At 63.7% G+C, this 17,751-nt stretch carries 16 protein-coding genes and 1 pseudogene; 15 read left to right on the top strand and 2 right to left on the bottom strand.

Annotation, left to right across the window (positions count from 1 at the left end; translation table 11 throughout):
• Positions 1 to 126: 126 nt before the first annotated feature.
• The 5 genes from dprA to BMX99_RS02405 all read left to right on the top strand — a co-directional run bounded on the left by dprA (position 127) and on the right by BMX99_RS02405 (position 6,951).
• Positions 127 to 1,362: a DNA-processing protein DprA gene (gene dprA, locus BMX99_RS02425; protein ID WP_342028099.1), complete on the top strand. Its 1,236-nt coding sequence runs from the start codon at positions 127 to 129 to the stop codon at positions 1,360 to 1,362.
• Between the two features lie 463 nt (positions 1,363 to 1,825).
• Positions 1,826 to 4,501, top strand: a complete 2,676-nt coding sequence (gene topA / locus BMX99_RS02420) for a type I DNA topoisomerase (RefSeq protein WP_093446749.1) — start codon at positions 1,826 to 1,828, stop codon at positions 4,499 to 4,501.
• Between the two features lie 181 nt (positions 4,502 to 4,682).
• Positions 4,683 to 5,312: a L,D-transpeptidase gene (locus tag BMX99_RS02415; protein ID WP_093446746.1), complete on the top strand. Its 630-nt coding sequence runs from the start codon at positions 4,683 to 4,685 to the stop codon at positions 5,310 to 5,312.
• A 246-nt stretch (positions 5,313 to 5,558) separates the two neighbouring features.
• Entirely contained in the window at positions 5,559 to 6,266 is a 708-nt protein-coding gene (locus BMX99_RS02410; protein WP_093446743.1) for a CoA transferase subunit A, read from the top strand.
• A gap of 61 nt (positions 6,267 to 6,327) precedes the next feature.
• On the top strand, positions 6,328 to 6,951 hold the full coding sequence (locus BMX99_RS02405) for a 3-oxoacid CoA-transferase subunit B (RefSeq protein ID WP_093446740.1): 624 nt from the start codon (positions 6,328 to 6,330) through the stop codon (positions 6,949 to 6,951).
• Positions 6,952 to 7,121: 170 nt separating this feature from the next.
• On the opposite strand, the pseudogene BMX99_RS20070 reads toward BMX99_RS02405, so the two are convergent.
• Both BMX99_RS20070 and BMX99_RS20065 read right to left on the bottom strand, forming a co-directional pair.
• Positions 7,122 to 7,454, bottom strand: a pseudogene (locus tag BMX99_RS20070) (lytic transglycosylase domain-containing protein); the annotation flags it as partial.
• Positions 7,455 to 7,472: 18 nt separating this feature from the next.
• Positions 7,473 to 7,952, bottom strand: a complete 480-nt coding sequence (locus BMX99_RS20065) for a hypothetical protein (protein ID WP_409371756.1) — start codon at positions 7,950 to 7,952, stop codon at positions 7,473 to 7,475.
• Between the two features lie 404 nt (positions 7,953 to 8,356).
• Between BMX99_RS20065 and BMX99_RS02395 the strand changes: the two genes are divergently transcribed.
• The 10 genes from BMX99_RS02395 (at position 8,357) to BMX99_RS02355 (ending at position 17,745) form a co-directional block, all read left to right on the top strand.
• Positions 8,357 to 8,536 (top strand): Flp family type IVb pilin, encoded by a 180-nt coding sequence (locus BMX99_RS02395; RefSeq protein ID WP_093446737.1) that lies wholly within the window; start codon positions 8,357 to 8,359, stop codon positions 8,534 to 8,536.
• Between the two features lie 195 nt (positions 8,537 to 8,731).
• On the top strand, positions 8,732 to 8,902 hold the full coding sequence (locus tag BMX99_RS19610; RefSeq protein WP_170848798.1) for a Flp family type IVb pilin: 171 nt from the start codon (positions 8,732 to 8,734) through the stop codon (positions 8,900 to 8,902).
• Between the two features lie 170 nt (positions 8,903 to 9,072).
• The gene (gene cpaB / locus BMX99_RS02390) at positions 9,073 to 9,933 is read left to right on the top strand and encodes a Flp pilus assembly protein CpaB (protein WP_093446734.1); all 861 of its coding nucleotides are present in this window, start codon (positions 9,073 to 9,075) and stop codon (positions 9,931 to 9,933) included.
• A gap of 195 nt (positions 9,934 to 10,128) precedes the next feature.
• Positions 10,129 to 11,550 carry a type II and III secretion system protein family protein gene (locus tag BMX99_RS02385; protein ID WP_093446731.1) on the top strand — a complete coding sequence of 474 codons (1,422 nt, stop codon included), beginning with the start codon at positions 10,129 to 10,131 and terminating at the stop codon, positions 11,548 to 11,550.
• 5 nt (positions 11,551 to 11,555) lie between these two features.
• The gene (locus BMX99_RS02380) at positions 11,556 to 12,218 is read left to right on the top strand and encodes an OmpA family protein (protein WP_093446728.1); all 663 of its coding nucleotides are present in this window, start codon (positions 11,556 to 11,558) and stop codon (positions 12,216 to 12,218) included.
• 191 nt (positions 12,219 to 12,409) lie between these two features.
• Positions 12,410 to 13,657, top strand: coding sequence for an AAA family ATPase (locus BMX99_RS02375; protein WP_093446725.1), 1,248 nt, complete (start codon positions 12,410 to 12,412; stop codon positions 13,655 to 13,657).
• Between the two features lie 19 nt (positions 13,658 to 13,676).
• Positions 13,677 to 15,185, top strand: coding sequence for a CpaF family protein (locus tag BMX99_RS02370; protein WP_093446722.1), 1,509 nt, complete (start codon positions 13,677 to 13,679; stop codon positions 15,183 to 15,185).
• A 5-nt stretch (positions 15,186 to 15,190) separates the two neighbouring features.
• Positions 15,191 to 16,162 (top strand): type II secretion system F family protein, encoded by a 972-nt coding sequence (locus BMX99_RS02365; RefSeq protein WP_093446719.1) that lies wholly within the window; start codon positions 15,191 to 15,193, stop codon positions 16,160 to 16,162.
• Between the two features lie 18 nt (positions 16,163 to 16,180).
• Entirely contained in the window at positions 16,181 to 17,185 is a 1,005-nt protein-coding gene (locus BMX99_RS02360; protein WP_093446716.1) for a type II secretion system F family protein, read from the top strand.
• Positions 17,182 to 17,745 carry a tetratricopeptide repeat protein gene (locus BMX99_RS02355; RefSeq protein WP_093446714.1) on the top strand — a complete coding sequence of 188 codons (564 nt, stop codon included), beginning with the start codon at positions 17,182 to 17,184 and terminating at the stop codon, positions 17,743 to 17,745. The genes BMX99_RS02360 and BMX99_RS02355 overlap by 4 nt, the downstream gene beginning before the upstream one ends.
• Positions 17,746 to 17,751 lie beyond the last annotated feature (6 nt).

Here is a 17,751-nt window from a genome sequence, read left to right as displayed (position 1 = left end):
ATACGTCAACCACTGACAAACTGACAGCCAAACCAACTAAAGGCTGATGTTAACCATCATATTCACTCTTAATTAACCGGGTCGACCCTATACCTGATTCCGCAAGTAGGCGGAGGCGCGACGGTCGTGGAACTACATCCTTCCACTCACCCCCCACTCCCACCCACCACGGAAGATGAACGGCTGTCGTGGCTTCGTCTCTTGCGCTCTTACCGGGTTGGTATTTCGACCTTTTACCGGCTTCTGAACGATCACGGCACGGCGCACGCGGCGCTGGATGCCCTGCCAGAGATTGCCGCCCAGGCGGGTGTTCCCGACTATCGCATCTGCCCCGAAGGCGTCGTGGCAGCGGAACTGCGGGCCGGGCGGGCCGCCGGTGCGCGGCTGATCTATCTGGGCACGCCCGACTATCCCACGCAGCTGCTTGATCTGGCCGACCCGCCGCCGATGCTCTGGCTCATGGGGCGGGCCGAGGTTCTGAAACGGCCGATGATCGCCATCGTCGGGGCGCGCAATGCCTCCTCCCTGGGGCTGCGGATGGCGCGCGGGGTAGCCGAAGATCTGGCGGCCGGCGGCTATGTCGTCGTCTCGGGACTGGCGCGCGGGATCGACGCGGCGGCGCATCAGGCCAGCCTTGCCACGGGCGGCGTCGCGGTGATGGCCGGCGGGGTCGATGCCCTTTATCCGGCTGAAAATGCCGCCCTGGCCGAGTCGCTTTTGGACAGCGGCGTGCGGGTGTCGGAAATGCCCATGGGCCTGCAACCGCAGGCGCGCCATTTCCCCCGGCGCAACCGCATCATCGCCGGTCTTGGCCGCGCGCTTGTCGTGGTCGAGGCGGCGGCGAAATCCGGCAGCCTTCTGACCGCCCGCGCCGCCCTGGATCAGGGGCGTGAGGTTCTGGCCGTGCCCGGCCACCCCTTCGACGCCCGCGCCGCCGGCTGCAACATGCTGATCCGCGACGGGGCGCTTCTGGTGCGGTCCGCCAGGGATGTGCTGGATGCCCTGCCCGCCATTTCCGCCCGGCAGGGAGAGTTCGACCTGCGCGCGCCCATTGAGGGTCAGGCTGCGCGCCCGTCAGATATGACTTCGGACAACGCGACCTCTGCCGCCCCGGCCAGCTCTCGGGTCAACACGGTGGCCAAAACCCCGCCCGTTCCGCCACCGGATCGCCGCAGCCTTCAGGAAACCGCTCAGCTGCACACGGAAATCCTGGGGCGTCTTGGCCCCGCCCCCATGGCCGAGGATCAGCTGATCCGCGACCTCGCCCGCGCACCGCACCTGGTCACGCCCGAAATCACCCGGTTGGAACTGGACGGCCGCCTGCAGCGCCAGGCCGGTGGATTGCTGGCCCTGGCCCGGTAGGGCTTGGGCTTGGGTTTGGGTTTGGGTTGAGAGGCTCATAGCGAGAGGGAAGCAGGCCAGAGGGGAAGGAGAGAAATTCGGGACGATTGCTTTGGCAGCGTGGCCACCAACCCCGCCCAAGCGATTGGAACAAAGAGAGGACGCCGACACTTTGGATACAGGGGAAACTGTCCGCCCGCGGCAAGTAGACCAATACCCAAAGACCGCCGCCCTTCCGGCACCCTCCCGCCGATGTCCCGTGCGCTACACGACAATCCACCGCCCTGCCCTTGGCTGCGCAGCAATCCGCCCCATCTGTCCGCCATGGGCGATCCCGCCGACAAGCAAATGCACGAGAAAAAGGCCCCCAAAAGGTCGAAACGACGCAGGATTGACGCGGGCCTGATGGTCTGATTGACAATCCCCCCTTGCGGGACACATGGTCCGCCGCCATATAGCCGACCCAGAGTCGAGAGGATGTTTCATGCCAGTCGTTGTTGTCGAATCCCCAGCTAAGGCCAAGACAATCAACAAGTATTTGGGGCCGGACTACACGGTTCTGGCGTCCTACGGCCACGTCCGGGACCTGCCGCCCAAGGACGGATCGGTCGATCCCGAGCATGAATTCGACATGAAATGGGAGATCGCCAGCGACAGCAAAAAGCACGTCAAGGCGATCGCCGACGCGCTGAAAGACGACAACGCACTGATCCTCGCGACCGACCCCGATCGCGAAGGCGAAGCAATTTCCTGGCACCTGGAAGAGGCGCTGCGCGCCCGCAAGGCGATCAAGAAGGACACCCCGGTCAGCCGCGTGGTCTTCAACGCGATCACCAAGAACGCCGTGACCGAGGCGATGCAGAACCCGCGCCAGGTCGATGGCGACCTGGTCGAGGCCTACCTCGCCCGCCGCGCGCTGGACTACCTTGTGGGCTTCAACCTGTCGCCCGTGCTGTGGCGGAAACTGCCCGGGTCGCGCTCGGCCGGTCGTGTGCAATCGGTCTGCCTGCGCCTGATCGTCGAGCGCGAGATGGAGATCGAGGCCTTCCGCGCCCGGGAATACTGGTCCGTGACCGCGCTTCTGGCGACGCCGCGCGGGCAGGAGTTCGAGGCCCGCCTGACGGTGCTGGGCGGTAGGAAGCTGGACAAGTTCGACATCAGTGATGCCACGGCGGCGGAACTGGCGGTTCAGGCCGTCAGCTCGCGCGATCTGACGGTCCAGTCGGTCGAGGCGAAGCCGGGTACGCGGAACCCCTCGCCGCCCTTCATGACCTCGACCCTGCAGCAGGAAGCCAGCCGCAAGTTCGGCATGGGCGCGCGCCAGACCATGCAGGCGGCGCAGCGGCTGTATGAAGCCGGGCACATCACCTACATGCGGACCGACGGCATCGACATGGCCCCCGAGGCGGTCGAGGCCTGCCGCGCCGCCATCGGCGACCGCTATGGCAAGGACTACGTGCCGTCCAGTGCGCGGGTCTACAAGAACAAGGCGAAGAACGCACAGGAAGCGCACGAATGTATCCGCCCCACGGATATGGCCGCCGATGCGGACAGCCTGCGCCTGACGGAAAGCGATCAGAAGAAGCTGTATGATCTGATCTGGAAGCGCACCCTGGCCTGCCAGATGGAAAGCGCGCGCCTGGAACGCACCACCGTTGAAATCGGCAGCCGCGACGAACAGGTCGGCCTGCGCGCCACCGGTCAGGTGGTGTTGTTCGACGGGTTCCTGCGGGTCTATGAGGAAGGCCGCGACGATGTCGTGGACGAGGATGACAAGCGCCTGCCGCAGATCTCCTCGGGCGACAAGATGGACAAGCGCAAGGTCTCGCCCGAACAGCATTTCACCCAGCCCCCGCCCCGCTATACCGAGGCGACGCTGGTCAAGCGCATGGAAGAACTGGGGATCGGCCGGCCCTCGACCTATGCGTCGATCGTGACGACGATCCAGGACCGCGGCTATGTGCGCAAGGACAAGAACCGCCTGCTGCCTGAGGACAAGGGCCGCCTGGTAACGGTCTTCCTTGAGAATTACTTCCGCCGCTACGTGGAATACGATTTCACCGCCGACCTGGAAGGCGAGCTGGACGATGTCTCGGCCGGGGATCGCGATTACAAGGACGTGCTGGGCCGGTTCTGGCGCGATTTCTCGGCCGCGATCGCCGAGACGTCCGAGCTTCGGATTACCGAGGTTCTCGACAAGATCAACGAGGTGCTGGAACCGCATCTGTTCCCCCCGACCGAGGATGGCGGCGATCCGCGCCTGTGCCCCAACTGCGGCGCGGGCCGGTTGTCGATGCGCACCGCGCGCTCGGGCGGGGCCTTCATCGGCTGTTCGAACTACCCCGAGTGCCGTTACACTCGCCCCTTCGGTCCCCCCGATGCGGAAGCCGAGGCCTCGGCCATCCCGCCCGAAGGCAAGCTGCTGGGCAATGACGACGGCGACGAGATCCGCGTGTTCAAGGGCCGCTTTGGTCCTTACGTCCAGCGCGGCGAAGTCACGGAAGAGAACAAGAAGCCGCCGCGCCAGTCGGTCCCCAAAGATTGGGTGCCCGAGGATCTGAGCCTGGAACAGGGCGTCATGCTGCTGCAGCTGCCGCGCCTGATCGGCACCCACCCCGAAGATGGCGTGAACGTCTGGGCGAACATCGGGCGCTATGGGCCTTATATCAAACACGCCGAGTCGACCTCGGACCGGGGCGGTACCAATGCCAACCTCGACGGGATCGACGAGGTCTGGACCGTCGGCATGAACCGCGCCGTGCAGCTGATCGCCGAAAAGGTGGCCAGCCGTGGTGGCCGGGGCCGTGGGGCCAAGACCCTGAAAGAACTGGGGGATCACCCCGAAGCCGGCGGACCGGTCTCGCTGATGGAAGGCAAGTACGGGCCTTACGTGAAGTGGGAAAAAATCAACGCCACCCTGCCGAAAGAGACCGATCCCGAGACGGTCACCATGGAGCAGGCGGTTGAACTGATCGCCGAACGCGCCGCGAAATCCGGCAAGAAGGTCACCAAGAAAAAAGCCCCGGCGAAGAAAGCTCCGGCAAAGAAAACCGCAGCCAAGAAGCCTGCTGCCAAGAAAGCCCCGGCCAAGACGACGGCGAAAACGGCAGCCAAGAAACCGGCCGCCAAGGCATCGGACAAGGACGACGCGGCGGAGTAATCCGCCACCGCCCCGGACCTTCTCCGATCCGCCCGCCCGATCAGACCCGCAAGACCAGACCCCGCCCTTTCGCGGCGGGCAAACCCGGCCTTGCGGGGATATATCGCGTATAAAGCATATGTGATTGGCCCTGCGCCCTGCCTTGCCGCAGATAGACGGGAAACCGCAACGGAGCAGAGCAATGACATCCCCCAAATTCCCGCTAACGCGCCGTGGCCTGATCCTGACCGGGATCGCAGGGGCCGCCGTGCTGTCGACCCCGCGCCTGCTGCGCGCCCAGGACACCGCCACCACCGCAGAGGCCGCGAACACCGCCCTGCCCGAGGGCGTCGTCGAGGATGAGCCCGGCGTGCGCCGGAACACTTCCAGCTTCGTGCGCCAGGACTGGCAGGACCATTTCGAAACGCTCGGCGCGGCGGCGATCGTCTGCGACACCTCCTCTCGCGCGTTGCATTTCTGGTCCCAGGACGGCGATTACCGCATCTACCCGACCTCCGTGCCGCGCACGGACGAGCTGACCAAGCGCGGCTACACCGAAATCGTGCGCAAGAAGGTCGGCCCCTCCTGGACCCCGACCGCCAGCCAGATGGAGCGTTTCCCCGACTGGAAACCGGTTCCGGGCGGTGCGCCGGACAACCCGCTTGGCAGCCACGCCATGTATCTTGCCTGGCCCGCCTACCTGATCCACGGCACCCATGACACGCGCAAGATCGGACGGCAAAGCTCGGACGGCTGCATCGGCCTGTTCAACCCCTCGATCGAGGAACTCTTTGCCATCACTCCGATCGGCACCCAGGTCCGCGTGATCTGATCGGGGCCCGGATCCGCGCCGCGCCCCGCCCCCGGGCCTGACCCATTTCAACCTGACCTTCCGGGGCCTGTCCGCATCGGCGGCAGGCCCCGGTCCGCATCTGTGCCCCTCTGAAACCGCCCTAACCTGTCCCTGGGTCATGCAGGCCCGCGCGCTGCGCCACCTGCGCTGAATTCCGCACTGCGGCAAATTGTTGACACAGGCCATCGCAGCCGCCATGACGAAGGCAGTAATCAGGAGGACTCCATGAATAAGATCTACGGATCCGCGGCAGAGGCCCTCGACGGGCTGCTGTTCGACGGGATGTTCATCGCGTCGGGCGGTTTCGGGCTTTGCGGCATTCCCGAACTGCTGCTGGACGCCATCAAGCAGGCCGGCACCAAGGACCTGACCTTTGCGTCCAACAACGCGGGCGTCGACGATTTCGGCATCGGCATCCTGCTGCAGACCAAACAGGTGAAGAAGATGATCTCGTCCTACGTGGGCGAGAACAAGGAATTCATGCGCCAGTATCTCTCGGGAGAGCTCGAGCTGGAGTTCAACCCGCAGGGCACCCTGGCCGAACGCATGCGCGCCGGTGGCGCGGGGATCCCCGGATTCTACACCAAGACCGGCGTCGGCACCCAGGTGGCCGAGGGCAAGGAACACAAGGATTTCAACGGCGAAACCTTCATCCTTGAAACCGGCATGTTCGCGGATCTGTCGATCGTCAAAGCCTGGAAGGCCGACGAGACCGGCAACCTGATCTTCCGCAAGGCCGCCCGTAACTTCAACCCGCCCGCCGCCACCTGCGGCAAGGTCTGCGTGGTCGAGGTCGAGGAAATCGTGCCGACCGGATCGCTGGATCCCGATAACATCCACCTGCCCGGCGTCTACGTGCACCGCATCGTGCAGGGCGAGCATGAGAAACGCATCGAACAGCGCACTGTTCGCAGCCGGGAGGACGCGCAATGAAACGTGGGACCCGGTTTTCATGCCCGCGCGGCGACCAGTCTAAATTTCGGGAGGACGCATAATGCCTTGGGATCGTAACCAGATGGCCGAACGCGCGGCCCAGGAACTCGAAGACGGCACCTATGTGAACCTCGGGATCGGCATCCCGACGCTGGTGTCGAACTACGTGGGCGACAAGGACATCACCCTTCAGTCCGAGAACGGCATGCTCGGCATGGGCCCCTTCCCCTTCGAGGGCGACGAGGACCCCGACCTGATCAACGCCGGCAAGCAGACAATCACCGAACTGCCCCGCACCGCCTATTTCGACTCTGCGACCTCCTTCGGGATGATCCGCGGCGGCAAGATCGCCGCGGCGATCCTCGGCGCGATGGAAGTCGACGAAAACGGCGACCTGGCGAACTGGATGATCCCCGGCAAGCTGGTCAAGGGCATGGGCGGCGCGATGGACCTCGTCGCGGGCGTGCAGCGCGTCATCGTGGTGATGGATCACACCAACAAGGCGGGTGAGACCAAGGTGCTGAAGAAATGCACCCTGCCGCTGACCGGGGCCGCCGTGGTGGACCGCATCATCACCAACCTCGGCGTGCTCGACGTGGTCGAGGGCGGGCTGAAGATCGTCGAACTGGCTGACGGCGTGACCGAAGCGGACCTTCGCGCCGCCACCGAAGCCACGATCGTCTGATCATACCAAACCCAACGGGCGGCCCTCAGCCGCCCGTTTTTCTTTGCCCGAACGGCCGCGACCAAACCCGCGCCCCCTGATCATTTTGCCAAAAATACTCCCGCCGGAGGCACAAGGCCGTGGCGGGGCTCGATGCCCCGGCGCGGCCTCCCCCGCCCAAAGACCCACGATCAGGGCTGGCGAAAGGCGCATCCGTCCGAAATCAGCAAGGGCGGCGTCAGGCACAGCCCCCGCGCCACCGCAAAGGCCGCCAGCACCTTGGGCACGTAATCCCGCGTCTCGGCAAAGGGCGGCACGCCGCCGTGCTTGCGCACCGCGTTCTCTCCGGCGTTGTAGCCCGCTAGGACCATCACCGGATCGCCATCGAAATCGCTGATCAGCCGGTCAAGGTATTGCACCCCGCCGCGGATGTTCTGACCCGCGTCCAGCCGGTCGCTCACGCCAAAGCGCGCGGCGGCGGCGGGCATCAGCTGCATGACGCCCTCGGCCCCGGCATGGCTGACCGCATCGGCACGCCCGCCCTATTCCACCGCGATCACCGCCAGGGCCAGCGCCGGGGACACCTGGGTGCCGATCGTGGACATCAGGATGTGCGCGCCGTGGTCCCGGGTGATGGCCAGCAGCGTGTCCAGCCGGGGGGCCGGGACCCCCTGCCCGCCGGGCGGGTTCGACAACCGTTGCAGCGCGGGATCCAGCCTCTCCGGGCCCGCATCCGCCAACTGGTCCGAGACACCCTCCCAGAACCACTCGTAGCGCGCCAGCGGGGCGGCGGGCGCGGCGTTAGTGGCACCCTCCTCAGTGGGTTTCGGGGATTTGCGCGGGGCCGGCAGGGGCTCTGTGATCTGGATGTCGATCCGCTTGCCCGAAGACGCCCCGGGCGGCTTCACCCGCTTGAAGGTGAAATCCTCATAGGGCTGCACCTGTGCCTGGGCCGGGGCCGGAAGCGCCAACAGCCCGCCAAGACACAGGGCGATCAGCACAAGCCCGCAGCGCAGGGCCAAGGGGGGCCGCACAGACGGCCGGACCGCACGCGCAGGGGCGGCGCGGGGCCGGGAATTGGAATCCGATCGCATGAAATGCCTGCTCTGCTTCGGTTTTGTTTCCCCGAAGTGTCGCAGAATCCACGGCATCTGGGAAGTCTTGCCCGGATTTGCGGGTAATTTTGCCCCAAATCCCCTGGAAAAACACCTGCACACATGTCTCTTTCAATTCGAAAACAGAGACTTAGCAACTCGCCGTCAGAAATTTAAAATTTCTTTCACTTCGCTGCAATCGCGCCCAAATCCTGCCCAAATGTACAGGCTATATAGCCCCGTACCGCAAAGGAGATGTCGGAAGAGAGAGCCCGGCATCGTGCATCCCAAGCGGACGCATATAGCATTTGATCCTCTGGAGGGACGACGACATGACCAAGTTTATCAAGAACTTCCGCAAAGACGAAGACGGCGCAGTCACGGTTGACTGGGTTGTCCTGACCGCAGCCGTGGTTGGCCTGGGCGTTGCTGCTTACGGCACCATCGAAACCGGCGCGACCACGCTGACCGGAAAGGTCTCCACCTACATGGGCTCCATCGACCCGAACTAAGGTCATGCCCGGCTTGACCTTATGAAACAGGCCGCGCCCAGATGATGGGCGCGGCCTTTCTAACCCCCCGAAGCAGAAGAACCGGACCACCTGGCATCGCCAGACCAGGGCCGGCATGGGCAGCAATAGCCCGCATGGGGGAAGGTAGATCAGCACAAGAGGCCGGCCCCCTGGCCCGCAAAGCAGGACAGTACGATGAAGCGTGTTTTACAGACTTTCTTCCGCGATGACTCCGGTGCCGTAACCGTCGACTGGGTCGTTCTGACCGCCAGCGTCATCATCCTGATGGGCGTCGCCTTCGGGGCCGTGCGCACGGGCACAGTGGATCTGTCGACGAACCTCAGCACCTATATGGCCAGCCAGTAACGGCAATAGGGGCGGCACCACTCGGGACGGCGCGGAAAACGCCAAACAACAACCCCGCCGACCCCCAGATTTCGCCATATTCCCCCGGTAGCTTCAGGCAATATCCCCCGGCGTCCACCCGGAGGAGAGGTGGGGCAGCCCCGAACGGGCTGCAGTGAAAGGACAAGAAAATGAGAGCAGTTTTCGGAATTGTACTTGCCGTTGGCCTTGGCCTTGCCGGGTTCGCGGTCATGATGGTCAAGGACTACCTGGCGCAGCAGGCCCAGATGGCACAGGCCAGCGTGGCCGAGCCGGTCAAGGTGCCGACCAAGATGGTCTATATCGCCAGCCGCAGCCTGAAATATGGCGAAGAAATCACCGGCGAAGACGTGCGTCAGATCGAATGGCCCGCCGCCGCCCTGCCCGAAGGCTTTTTCTCGGAAGAGAACCCGCTGTTCTCTGATAATGACCCCCGCCCCCGGTTCGTGCTGCGCGCGATGGAGGAGAACGAGGCCGTCATGGAAGTGAAGGTTACCAAACCCGGCGAAGATGCCGGCCTGACCTCGCGCCTGGAAAAGGGCATGCGCGCCTTTGCCATCAAGGTCGACGTGGCATCGGGCGTGTCGGGCTTCCTGCGCCCCGGTGACCGGGTCGACGTCTACTGGACCGGCCGTGTCAGCGGCATGGACCGCAACAGCTCGGGCGAGGTGACGAAACTGATCGAAACCGGCGTGCAGCTGATCGCCGTGGACCAGATGGCCAATGGCGACCACTCCGAGGCGATGATCGCCCGGACCGTCACCGTCGCCGTCAACCCGCAGCAGGTTGGCGCGCTGGCCCAGGCCCAGTCCACCGGCAGCCTGTCGCTGTCGCTGGTCGGGAACCTGGACGACACCGTTGCCGAGGCCATCGAGGTTGACCAGCGGTCCCTGCTTGGCCTGGCCGAGGCCCCGCAGATCCAGGAGGTCCGCGAAGCCCCGCGACAGCAGGTCTGCACCATCCGGACCCGCCGCGGCGCCGAGGTCGTGGAGACCCCGATCGCCTGCAAGTGACCCGCCAATCGGTCCGGCACATGTCCCCGGACCGCAGAATTCCCGATGAAGCCGCAGGCAATGCCCTGCGGCTTCATTGCATCAGCGCCCATGCAAAGCGTGAAGAATGTTGCACAAAAAAGGCAAATGCCGCAGTATGGCGGCAATTACGGGCAAAAAGACCCGAACCGAGGCGTGATCCGAGAGGCAGGTCACATGAGCAATAGAAGACTTCTTGGGGTCGCCCTGTTGGGGCTGACCCTTGCAACCACTAGCATTGTCACCCCCGCCCAGGCGGAGCGTCTGACAATCGTGAACCGCAATTCCGATAGCCAGCTGAAGGTGTCGATCAACCGCGCGGTGGTCGTGGAAAGCGACGTGCCCTTTGCGGAACTGTCGATCGCCAACCCGCAGATCGCGGACATCTCGTCCCTGTCTGACCGGTCGATCTATGTTCTGGGCAAGCAGCCCGGCACGACGACACTGACGCTTCTGGATGCGCAGGGCACGCTGATCTCGAACGTGGATGTGGTCGTTTCGGCCGACATCTCGGAGTTCAAGGAACGGCTGCGGCAGATCCTGCCAAGCGAGAAGATCGAGGTGCGCACCGCAAACGACGGCATCGTGCTGTCGGGTGTCGTGTCGTCGCCGCAGAAGCTGCAGCGCGCGCTGGACCTGGCCGAACGCTACGCGCCGGAACGGGTGTCGAACCTGATGTCGGTCGGCGGCGTGCAGCAGGTGATGCTGAAGGTCCGCTTCGCCGAAATGCAGCGCTCGGTCTCGAAATCGCTGTCGGCTTCGCTGGCGACCAATGGCAACCTGCTGGGCAACCTGGCCCTGAACAGCGGCAACGGCCGCTATTCCAACGCGGGCAACCAGGCCAACGGGCTGGCGGGCACCCTGCCCGCATCCAACACCAATGCCGGCGCGACCATGCTGGGCTTCAACGCCGGGGCCGTTCAGGTCGGCGTTCTGCTCGAGGCGCTGGAATCCAAGGGCGTCGTGCGCACGCTGGCCGAACCGAACCTGACCGCCCTCTCCGGTCAGGAAGCCAAGTTCCTGGCGGGCGGCGAATATCCGGTGCCGGTGGCGCAGGACAACAGCACCGTCACGGTCGAATTCAAACCCTTCGGGGTTGAGCTGAACTTCATCCCTCGCGTGGTGGATGGGGACATCATCAACCTGGAACTGAAGGCCGCCGTTTCGGCCATCGACCCGAACAATGGCTTTGAACTCAACGCCTTCCGGATCGATGCCTTCAAGCGCCGCGAAACCTCGACCACGGTCGAGATGCGCGACGGCGACAGCTTTGCCATCGCGGGCCTGCTGCAGGACGACTTCCGCGACACCAACAGCCAGGTGCCCTGGCTGGGCGACATCCCGGTTCTGGGCGCCCTGTTCCGCAGCGCAGATTACCAGCGCGAACAATCCGAACTGGTCATCATCATCACCGCGCATCTTGTGTCCCCGACGCGGGGCGAGGCGCTGGCGCTGCCTACAGACCGGCTCCGGCCGCCGTCCGAGAAGGATCTGTTCCTCTTTGGCAAGACGTCCAAGGACAACACCAAGCTGCGCGGCGCAGCCAAGGAAGTGGCGAAACAGGACTTCACCGGGTCCTATGGCTACGTGATGGAGTGAGGGTGATGGTACGGTTTGCAAAACTGATCCTGGCAGGGTCCCTGGGGATCACCGCCATCGCGGCCTGCACGCAGGAAAGCGCCCGGTCCTTCTATTCCGAGGCCGGCGGCATCAACGACGTGGGCTTTGGCAACGCGACGATGAACAACACGCTGGTGCAGTCGGGCGAACGGGACTTTGTCCTGAACCTGGCCAAGCGCTTTGCGGAAGAGGTCGACAGCACGGTCACCTTCGCCTTCAACTCGGCTGTTCTGGACGCGTCGGCGCGCCAGACCCTGCTGAAGCAGGCGCATTGGATCGCCCAGTTCCCCGAGGTCCGGTTCAAGGTCTACGGCCATACCGACCTGGTTGGATCGAACAACTACAACTACCGCCTGGGGCTGCGTCGCGCGCAGGCCGTGGTCAACTTCCTCGTGTCGCATGGCATCAGCCGTCACCGGCTTGAAGCGCTGGTCTCCAAGGGTGAGACGCAGCCGCTGATCGTCACCCAGGGGCAGGAACGCAAGAACCGCCGCACGGTCACCGAAGTCACCGGGTTCGTTGCGAACAACCCGCTGATTCTGGACGGGAAATATGCCGAAGTCATCTATCGCGGTTATGTCGAAAGCGCGGCACCGCCGACCGGTCTGACCGGCACGGACCTGACCGCGTCGGGCAGCGGTGGCTAATTCTGTTGTGCGGTGACGGATCGTTTACCAGAGCCGCACAATAATTTGAATTTGGCCCTACTATTGCCCAGATTTCCGGTCACCTTTGGGGTCAAGCAGGGGTCCGAATAACTCGGGCCGGCGTCAGAACCCGGACAAACCGGGCCGTCGGGCGGAAAACCCGGACGCGCGTGACTACAGGACTTGAGGCAATGACTACGGAAGAGACTGGACACTCCGGCGAAGAGCCGATCGTAGCTTGCACCATCCGTCGTGAGCCGGATGGGTTCGAGCTGCTTATCGAGGACATGGAGGCCGTGCTTGGCGACACCTGGGGCGACCTGGGCTTTGCCGAAGCCTTGATGTTCTTCAACCAACCCGAAGCCCAGACGCTGGAATTCATCGCAATCGCGATGGACCACGAGGACGAAGACAACATCGGCATGGTCGGTGAAGTCATCCGCCAGGCGCGCGACAATGCGATCAAGGTCATCCTGATCGCGGAAGACGTGTCGCCCTCGGCCCTGCACCAGCTGCTGCGCCAGGGGGCTGACGAATTCGTCCCCTACCCTCTTCCCGAAGGTGAATTGGCCGCGGCGATCGAACGCATCCAGGAACCCGAGCCCGAGCTTCCCGCCGAAATGCCCCGCCCCAAGGCGGCGGCGGGCACCAAGGAAGGCGCGGTCTTCGTGACCCACGGGCTGGCCGGTGGCGTCGGTGCGACCACCTTTGCCGTCAACCTGGCCTGGGAACTGACCCAGTCGGTCAAGAAGGGCGAAGAGCCCCCGAAAGTCTGCATCCTCGATCTGGACCTGCAATTTGGCGCCGTGGGAACCTATTTGGACCTGCCCCGCCGCGAAGCGATCTATGAGCTTCTGTCCGACACCGAGTCGATGGACGACGAGGCCTTCAAGCAGGCGCTGCTGGATTTCGAAAGCAAGGTCCATGTGCTGACCTCGCCGACCGAGATGCTGCCGCTGGACCTGATCACCTCGGACGACGTGTCCCGGCTGATCGACATGGCCCGGTCGCATTTCGATTTCGTCATCATCGACATGCCCTCGACCCTGGTGCAGTGGTCGGAAACCGTGCTGAACGCGGCCCATGTATATTTCGCGCTGATGGAGCTGGACATGCGGTCCGCCCAGAACGCGCAGCGCCTGAAGCGTGCGCTCCAGGCCGAGGATCTGCCGGTTGAAAAACTGCGCTACGTGCTGAACCGCGCGCCGAAGTCGCTGGATCTGAACGGCAAGGGCCGCGTGAAGCGCCTGGCGGAAAGCCTTGATATTTCGATTGAACTGCAGCTGCCCGATGGCGGCCGTCAGGTTCTGCAAAGCTGTGACCATGGTCAGCCTCTGGCCATGACCTCGGCCAAGAACCCGATGCGGAAGGAAATCCAGAAACTTGCCCGGTCTCTCTTCGAGGTCGGCGTTTCGGACACGGATGCCGAAGCGGCATAGAGGGTAAAGGGGGCCAGGGATGTTTTCACGCTACAAGAAGGACGCCGCACCCGCCGCTGCGTCGGCCCCGCGGCCGAAGCCGGCCGCCGCCCCCCGCCCCGCAGGCGGGGCTGCCGGCGCTGCGACTCCGGTTCGCGAAGCCGCCCCCAAGCAGCAGGTCTCGAACGAGGCCCCGCGCCCCGCTGCGGCCACGATGCGCAAGCCCTCGACCAAGGTTGCGGCCAGCCCCGTGGCGGCCGACAAGAACCGCAAGCGCAAGGAACGCCTGGGCGAGATCAAGCTGGAGCTGCACCGCGCCCTGCTGGACAACCTGAACCTGGCCGCGCTGGACAATGCCTCGGAACAGGAATTGCGGTTGGAGATCAACTCGATCGCGACCGAAGTTCTTCAGGAAAAGGGCATCGTGCTGAACCGCGAGGAACGCACGACCCTTAACCAGGAACTGTACGACGAGGTCAAAGGCCTTGGCCCGCTGGAAAGCCTGCTGAAGGACGACACCGTTTCCGATATTCTGGTCAACGGTCCGCACCAGATCTTCGTTGAACGCAACGGTAAGCTTCAGCTGTCCGACGTGACCTTCAAGGACGAGAAGCATCTGCTTCGGATCATTGACAAAATCGTCTCGGCCGTGGGTCGCCGCGTGGACGAGATGAACCCCTATGTCGACGCCCGCCTGCAGGACGGGTCGCGTTTCAACGCCATGGTGCCGCCGATTGCCGTCGACGGATCGCTGGTGTCGATCCGTAAGTTCAAAAAAGACAAGCTGGGCATCGACGACCTGGTCAATTTCGGCGCTTTCACCGAAGAGATGGCCGCATATCTGCAAGCCGCGGTTGCAACCCGCCTGAACGTAATCGTCTCGGGCGGTACCGGTTCGGGTAAGACGACCACGCTGAACGCCCTGTCGTCCTTCATCGACGATGCCGAACGCATCCTGACGATCGAGGACACCGCCGAACTTCAGCTGCAACAGACCCACGTGGGCCGGATGGAAAGCCGCCCGCCGAACGTCGAAGGCAAGGGCGCGGTGTCGCCGCGCGACTGTCTGAAGAACGCCCTTCGTATGCGCCCCGACCGGATCATCGTCGGTGAGACGCGCGGCGAGGAAGTCATCGACATGCTGCAGGCGATGAACACCGGCCACGACGGATCCATGACCACGATCCACGCCAACAGCGCCCGCGATGGCGTGTCGCGTCTGGAGAACATGATCTCGATGTCCGGGATAGAAATGCCGCTGAAGGCGATGCGCAGCCAGATCGCATCGGCCGTGCATCTGATCGTCCAGGCCTCGCGCCTGCAGGACGGCACGCGGCGCATGACCTCGATCACGGAAATCACCGGGATGGAAGGCGACGTGATTTCCATGCAGGAAATCTTCCGCTTCCAGCGCACCGGCCTGACGCCCGACAACAAGATCATCGGGCATTTCACGGCAACCGGCGTGCGCTCGAACTTCTCGGAACGCTTCCGCATGTGGGGCTATGACCTGCCGCCGCATATCTTTGATCCGACCCGGGTGGAGTGACGCCAATGACCGTTAATCCAGATACGATCATTTACGTGGTGATCTTCGTTGGCGTGCTTGCGCTGGTCGAAGGCATCTACCTGGTGATGTTCGGCAAATCGATCAGCTCGAACAAGAAGGTGAACCGCCGTCTCGAGATGCTCGACAAGACCAACGGCAACCGCGAAGAGGTGCTGGAGGTGCTGCGCAAGGAGATGCAGCAGCACATGACCGCACAGCGCGTGCCGCTGTATTCCCTGCTGGCCGACAAGGCGCAGAAGGCGGCCATCGCCTTTTCGCCCAAGCAGCTGATCCTGCTGATGGCGGGCCTGTCCTTCGTGGGCTTTTCGGTGCTGACGATCATGACGCAGACTTCGCTTCCGCTGCGGGTGATGATGTCGACGGTGATCGGTGTCGGTGCGATCTATTTCTGGGTCAACCAGAAGGCCAAGAAGCGCATGTCCCTGATCGAGGAACAGCTGCCCGACGCGGTTGAGCTGATGGTGCGGTCGCTGCGCGTGGGGCACCCCTTCTCGTCGGCGATCCAGATCGTCAGCCGCGAGGTGGCCGATCCGCTTGGATCCGAATTCGGGGTGATCGCGGATGAAAACGCCTATGGCCGCGACATGGGCGAGGCGCTGAAGGACCTGGCCGAACGCATCGGGCTTCAGGATCTGCGGTTCCTTGCGGTCGCCGTGACGATCCAGCAGCAGTCGGGCGGCAACCTTGCGGAAATCCTGGCCGGCCTGGCCAATGTGATCCGCGCCCGCTTTCGCCTGTTCCGCCGCGTGAAGGCCATCACCGCCGAGGCGCAGTGGTCCGGCATGTTCCTGTCCGCCTTCCCGATCGTGGCGCTAGTCGCCATCAACGTGATGGATCCGCATTACTACGACGAGGTGATGGATCACCCGTTCTTCATTCCGGCCTGTTTTGCCGTGGCGGCGTTCCTGGGTGTGAACCTGATCGTCATGCGCAAGCTGGTGGACATCAAGGTCTGATCGGGTCGGGAGGGGACCATGAACGCAGTGATGCAGATACTGACCGACCTGATGGGACCACTTGGCCCCCTGATCGCCGTGGGCGGCCTGGGCGTGCTGATGGTGCTGGGCACCCTGCCCTTCCTGATGAGCACGCAGGTCGATCCGCTTGAGAAGCTGAAGCAGAACTCTGGTCGGGCCGAGGCCGCGACCACCAAGGATCGTCTGCGTCAGAAGAAACGGTCGAACCGGCTGGATCGCTATTCCTCGTTCCTGGAACCGCAGGACGAAAAGGAAATGTCGGCGATGCGGGTCAAGATGCTCCAGGCGGGGTATCGCAACAAGGACGCCGTTCGCTATTTCCACTTTGCGCAGTTCGCGCTTGGCATCTTCGGCCTGCTGGGCGGGGTGATCTATTTCATGGCCACCATGGCCGGCAACGATCCGACCACGCAGCAGACGGTTCTTTACATCCTTGGCCCCGGCGGCGTCGGCTACATGATCCCGAAGTACTGGATCAACAAGCGGATGACCGAACGCAAGGAAGAGATCACCAATGGCTTCCCCGACGCGCTCGACATGCTGCTGGTCTGCGTCGAGGCCGGTCAATCCATGGACCAGGCGATCCTGCGCGTGTCCGAGGAAATCCGCATCTCCTATCCGTCGCTGGCCGATGAATTCGCGCTGGTCAGCCATGAAATCAAGGCTGGCAAGGATAAGGGCAACGTGCTGAACGACATGGCGGAACGCTGCGGCGTGTCGGACATCGCCAGCTTTGTCACCGTGCTGGTGCAATCGGCGCAGTTCGGCACCTCGGTCGCGGACGCGCTGCGGGTCTATGCCGCGGAAATGCGCGACAAGCGCGTGATGCGGGCCGAGGAAAAGGCCAACAAGCTGCCCACCAAGATGACGCTGGCCACCATGATGCTGACCGTGCCGCCCCTGCTGATCATCCTGATCGGCCCCTCGATCCTCGGGATCACCAAGATGGGCGAGATGACGGCGGAGTCCACCCAGCAATCCGCGAAGGAGCAGGTGAAGTGATCCGGGCGGCCTGTGCCGCCCTTGTCCTTCTGGCCACCCTGCCCGGCTGCGCGGGCGGGCTTAGCCAGCCTACCGGCGACAATGGCTATGCCCCCGGCGTCGACCACCGCAAAGAGGCCGTGGACGGGCTGATCGTCGGCAACCGTCTGCTGGAGGCCAAGCAATACGAACTGGCGCTGGATGCCTTCACCCGCGCCGCCGCCGACCAGGGCATGACCGGCGAAATCTACGCCGGCATCGGGGCCGCCAACCTTGGCCTTGGGCGATTGGGCCAGGCGGAAAAGCAATTGCGCAAGGCGATTGAATTCGACAATGCCGCGCCCGAAACCTGGAACAACCTCGGAATGGTGCTTCTCGACACCGGGAAATTGCCCGAGGCCATCGAAATACTGCGTCGCGCATTTGCCCTATCCAATGGGGAAAATGACGAAATCCGGGACAATCTGCGCTTGGCACTCGCAATGCAAAGCGAAACAGTCTATGATCCGGAGATAGAAAAAGAACTCGACCTGGTTCGATCGGGCCAAAGCCTGTACCGGCTGCGCCAAATGGAACCTTGATTGGGG

Source organism: Pseudooceanicola nitratireducens, from assembly GCF_900109195.1.
Classification (GTDB): domain Bacteria; phylum Pseudomonadota; class Alphaproteobacteria; order Rhodobacterales; family Rhodobacteraceae; genus Pseudooceanicola; species Pseudooceanicola nitratireducens.
The sequence above is the reverse complement of the archived record's forward strand: the minus strand, read 5'-3'. Positions and strand labels throughout refer to the sequence as shown.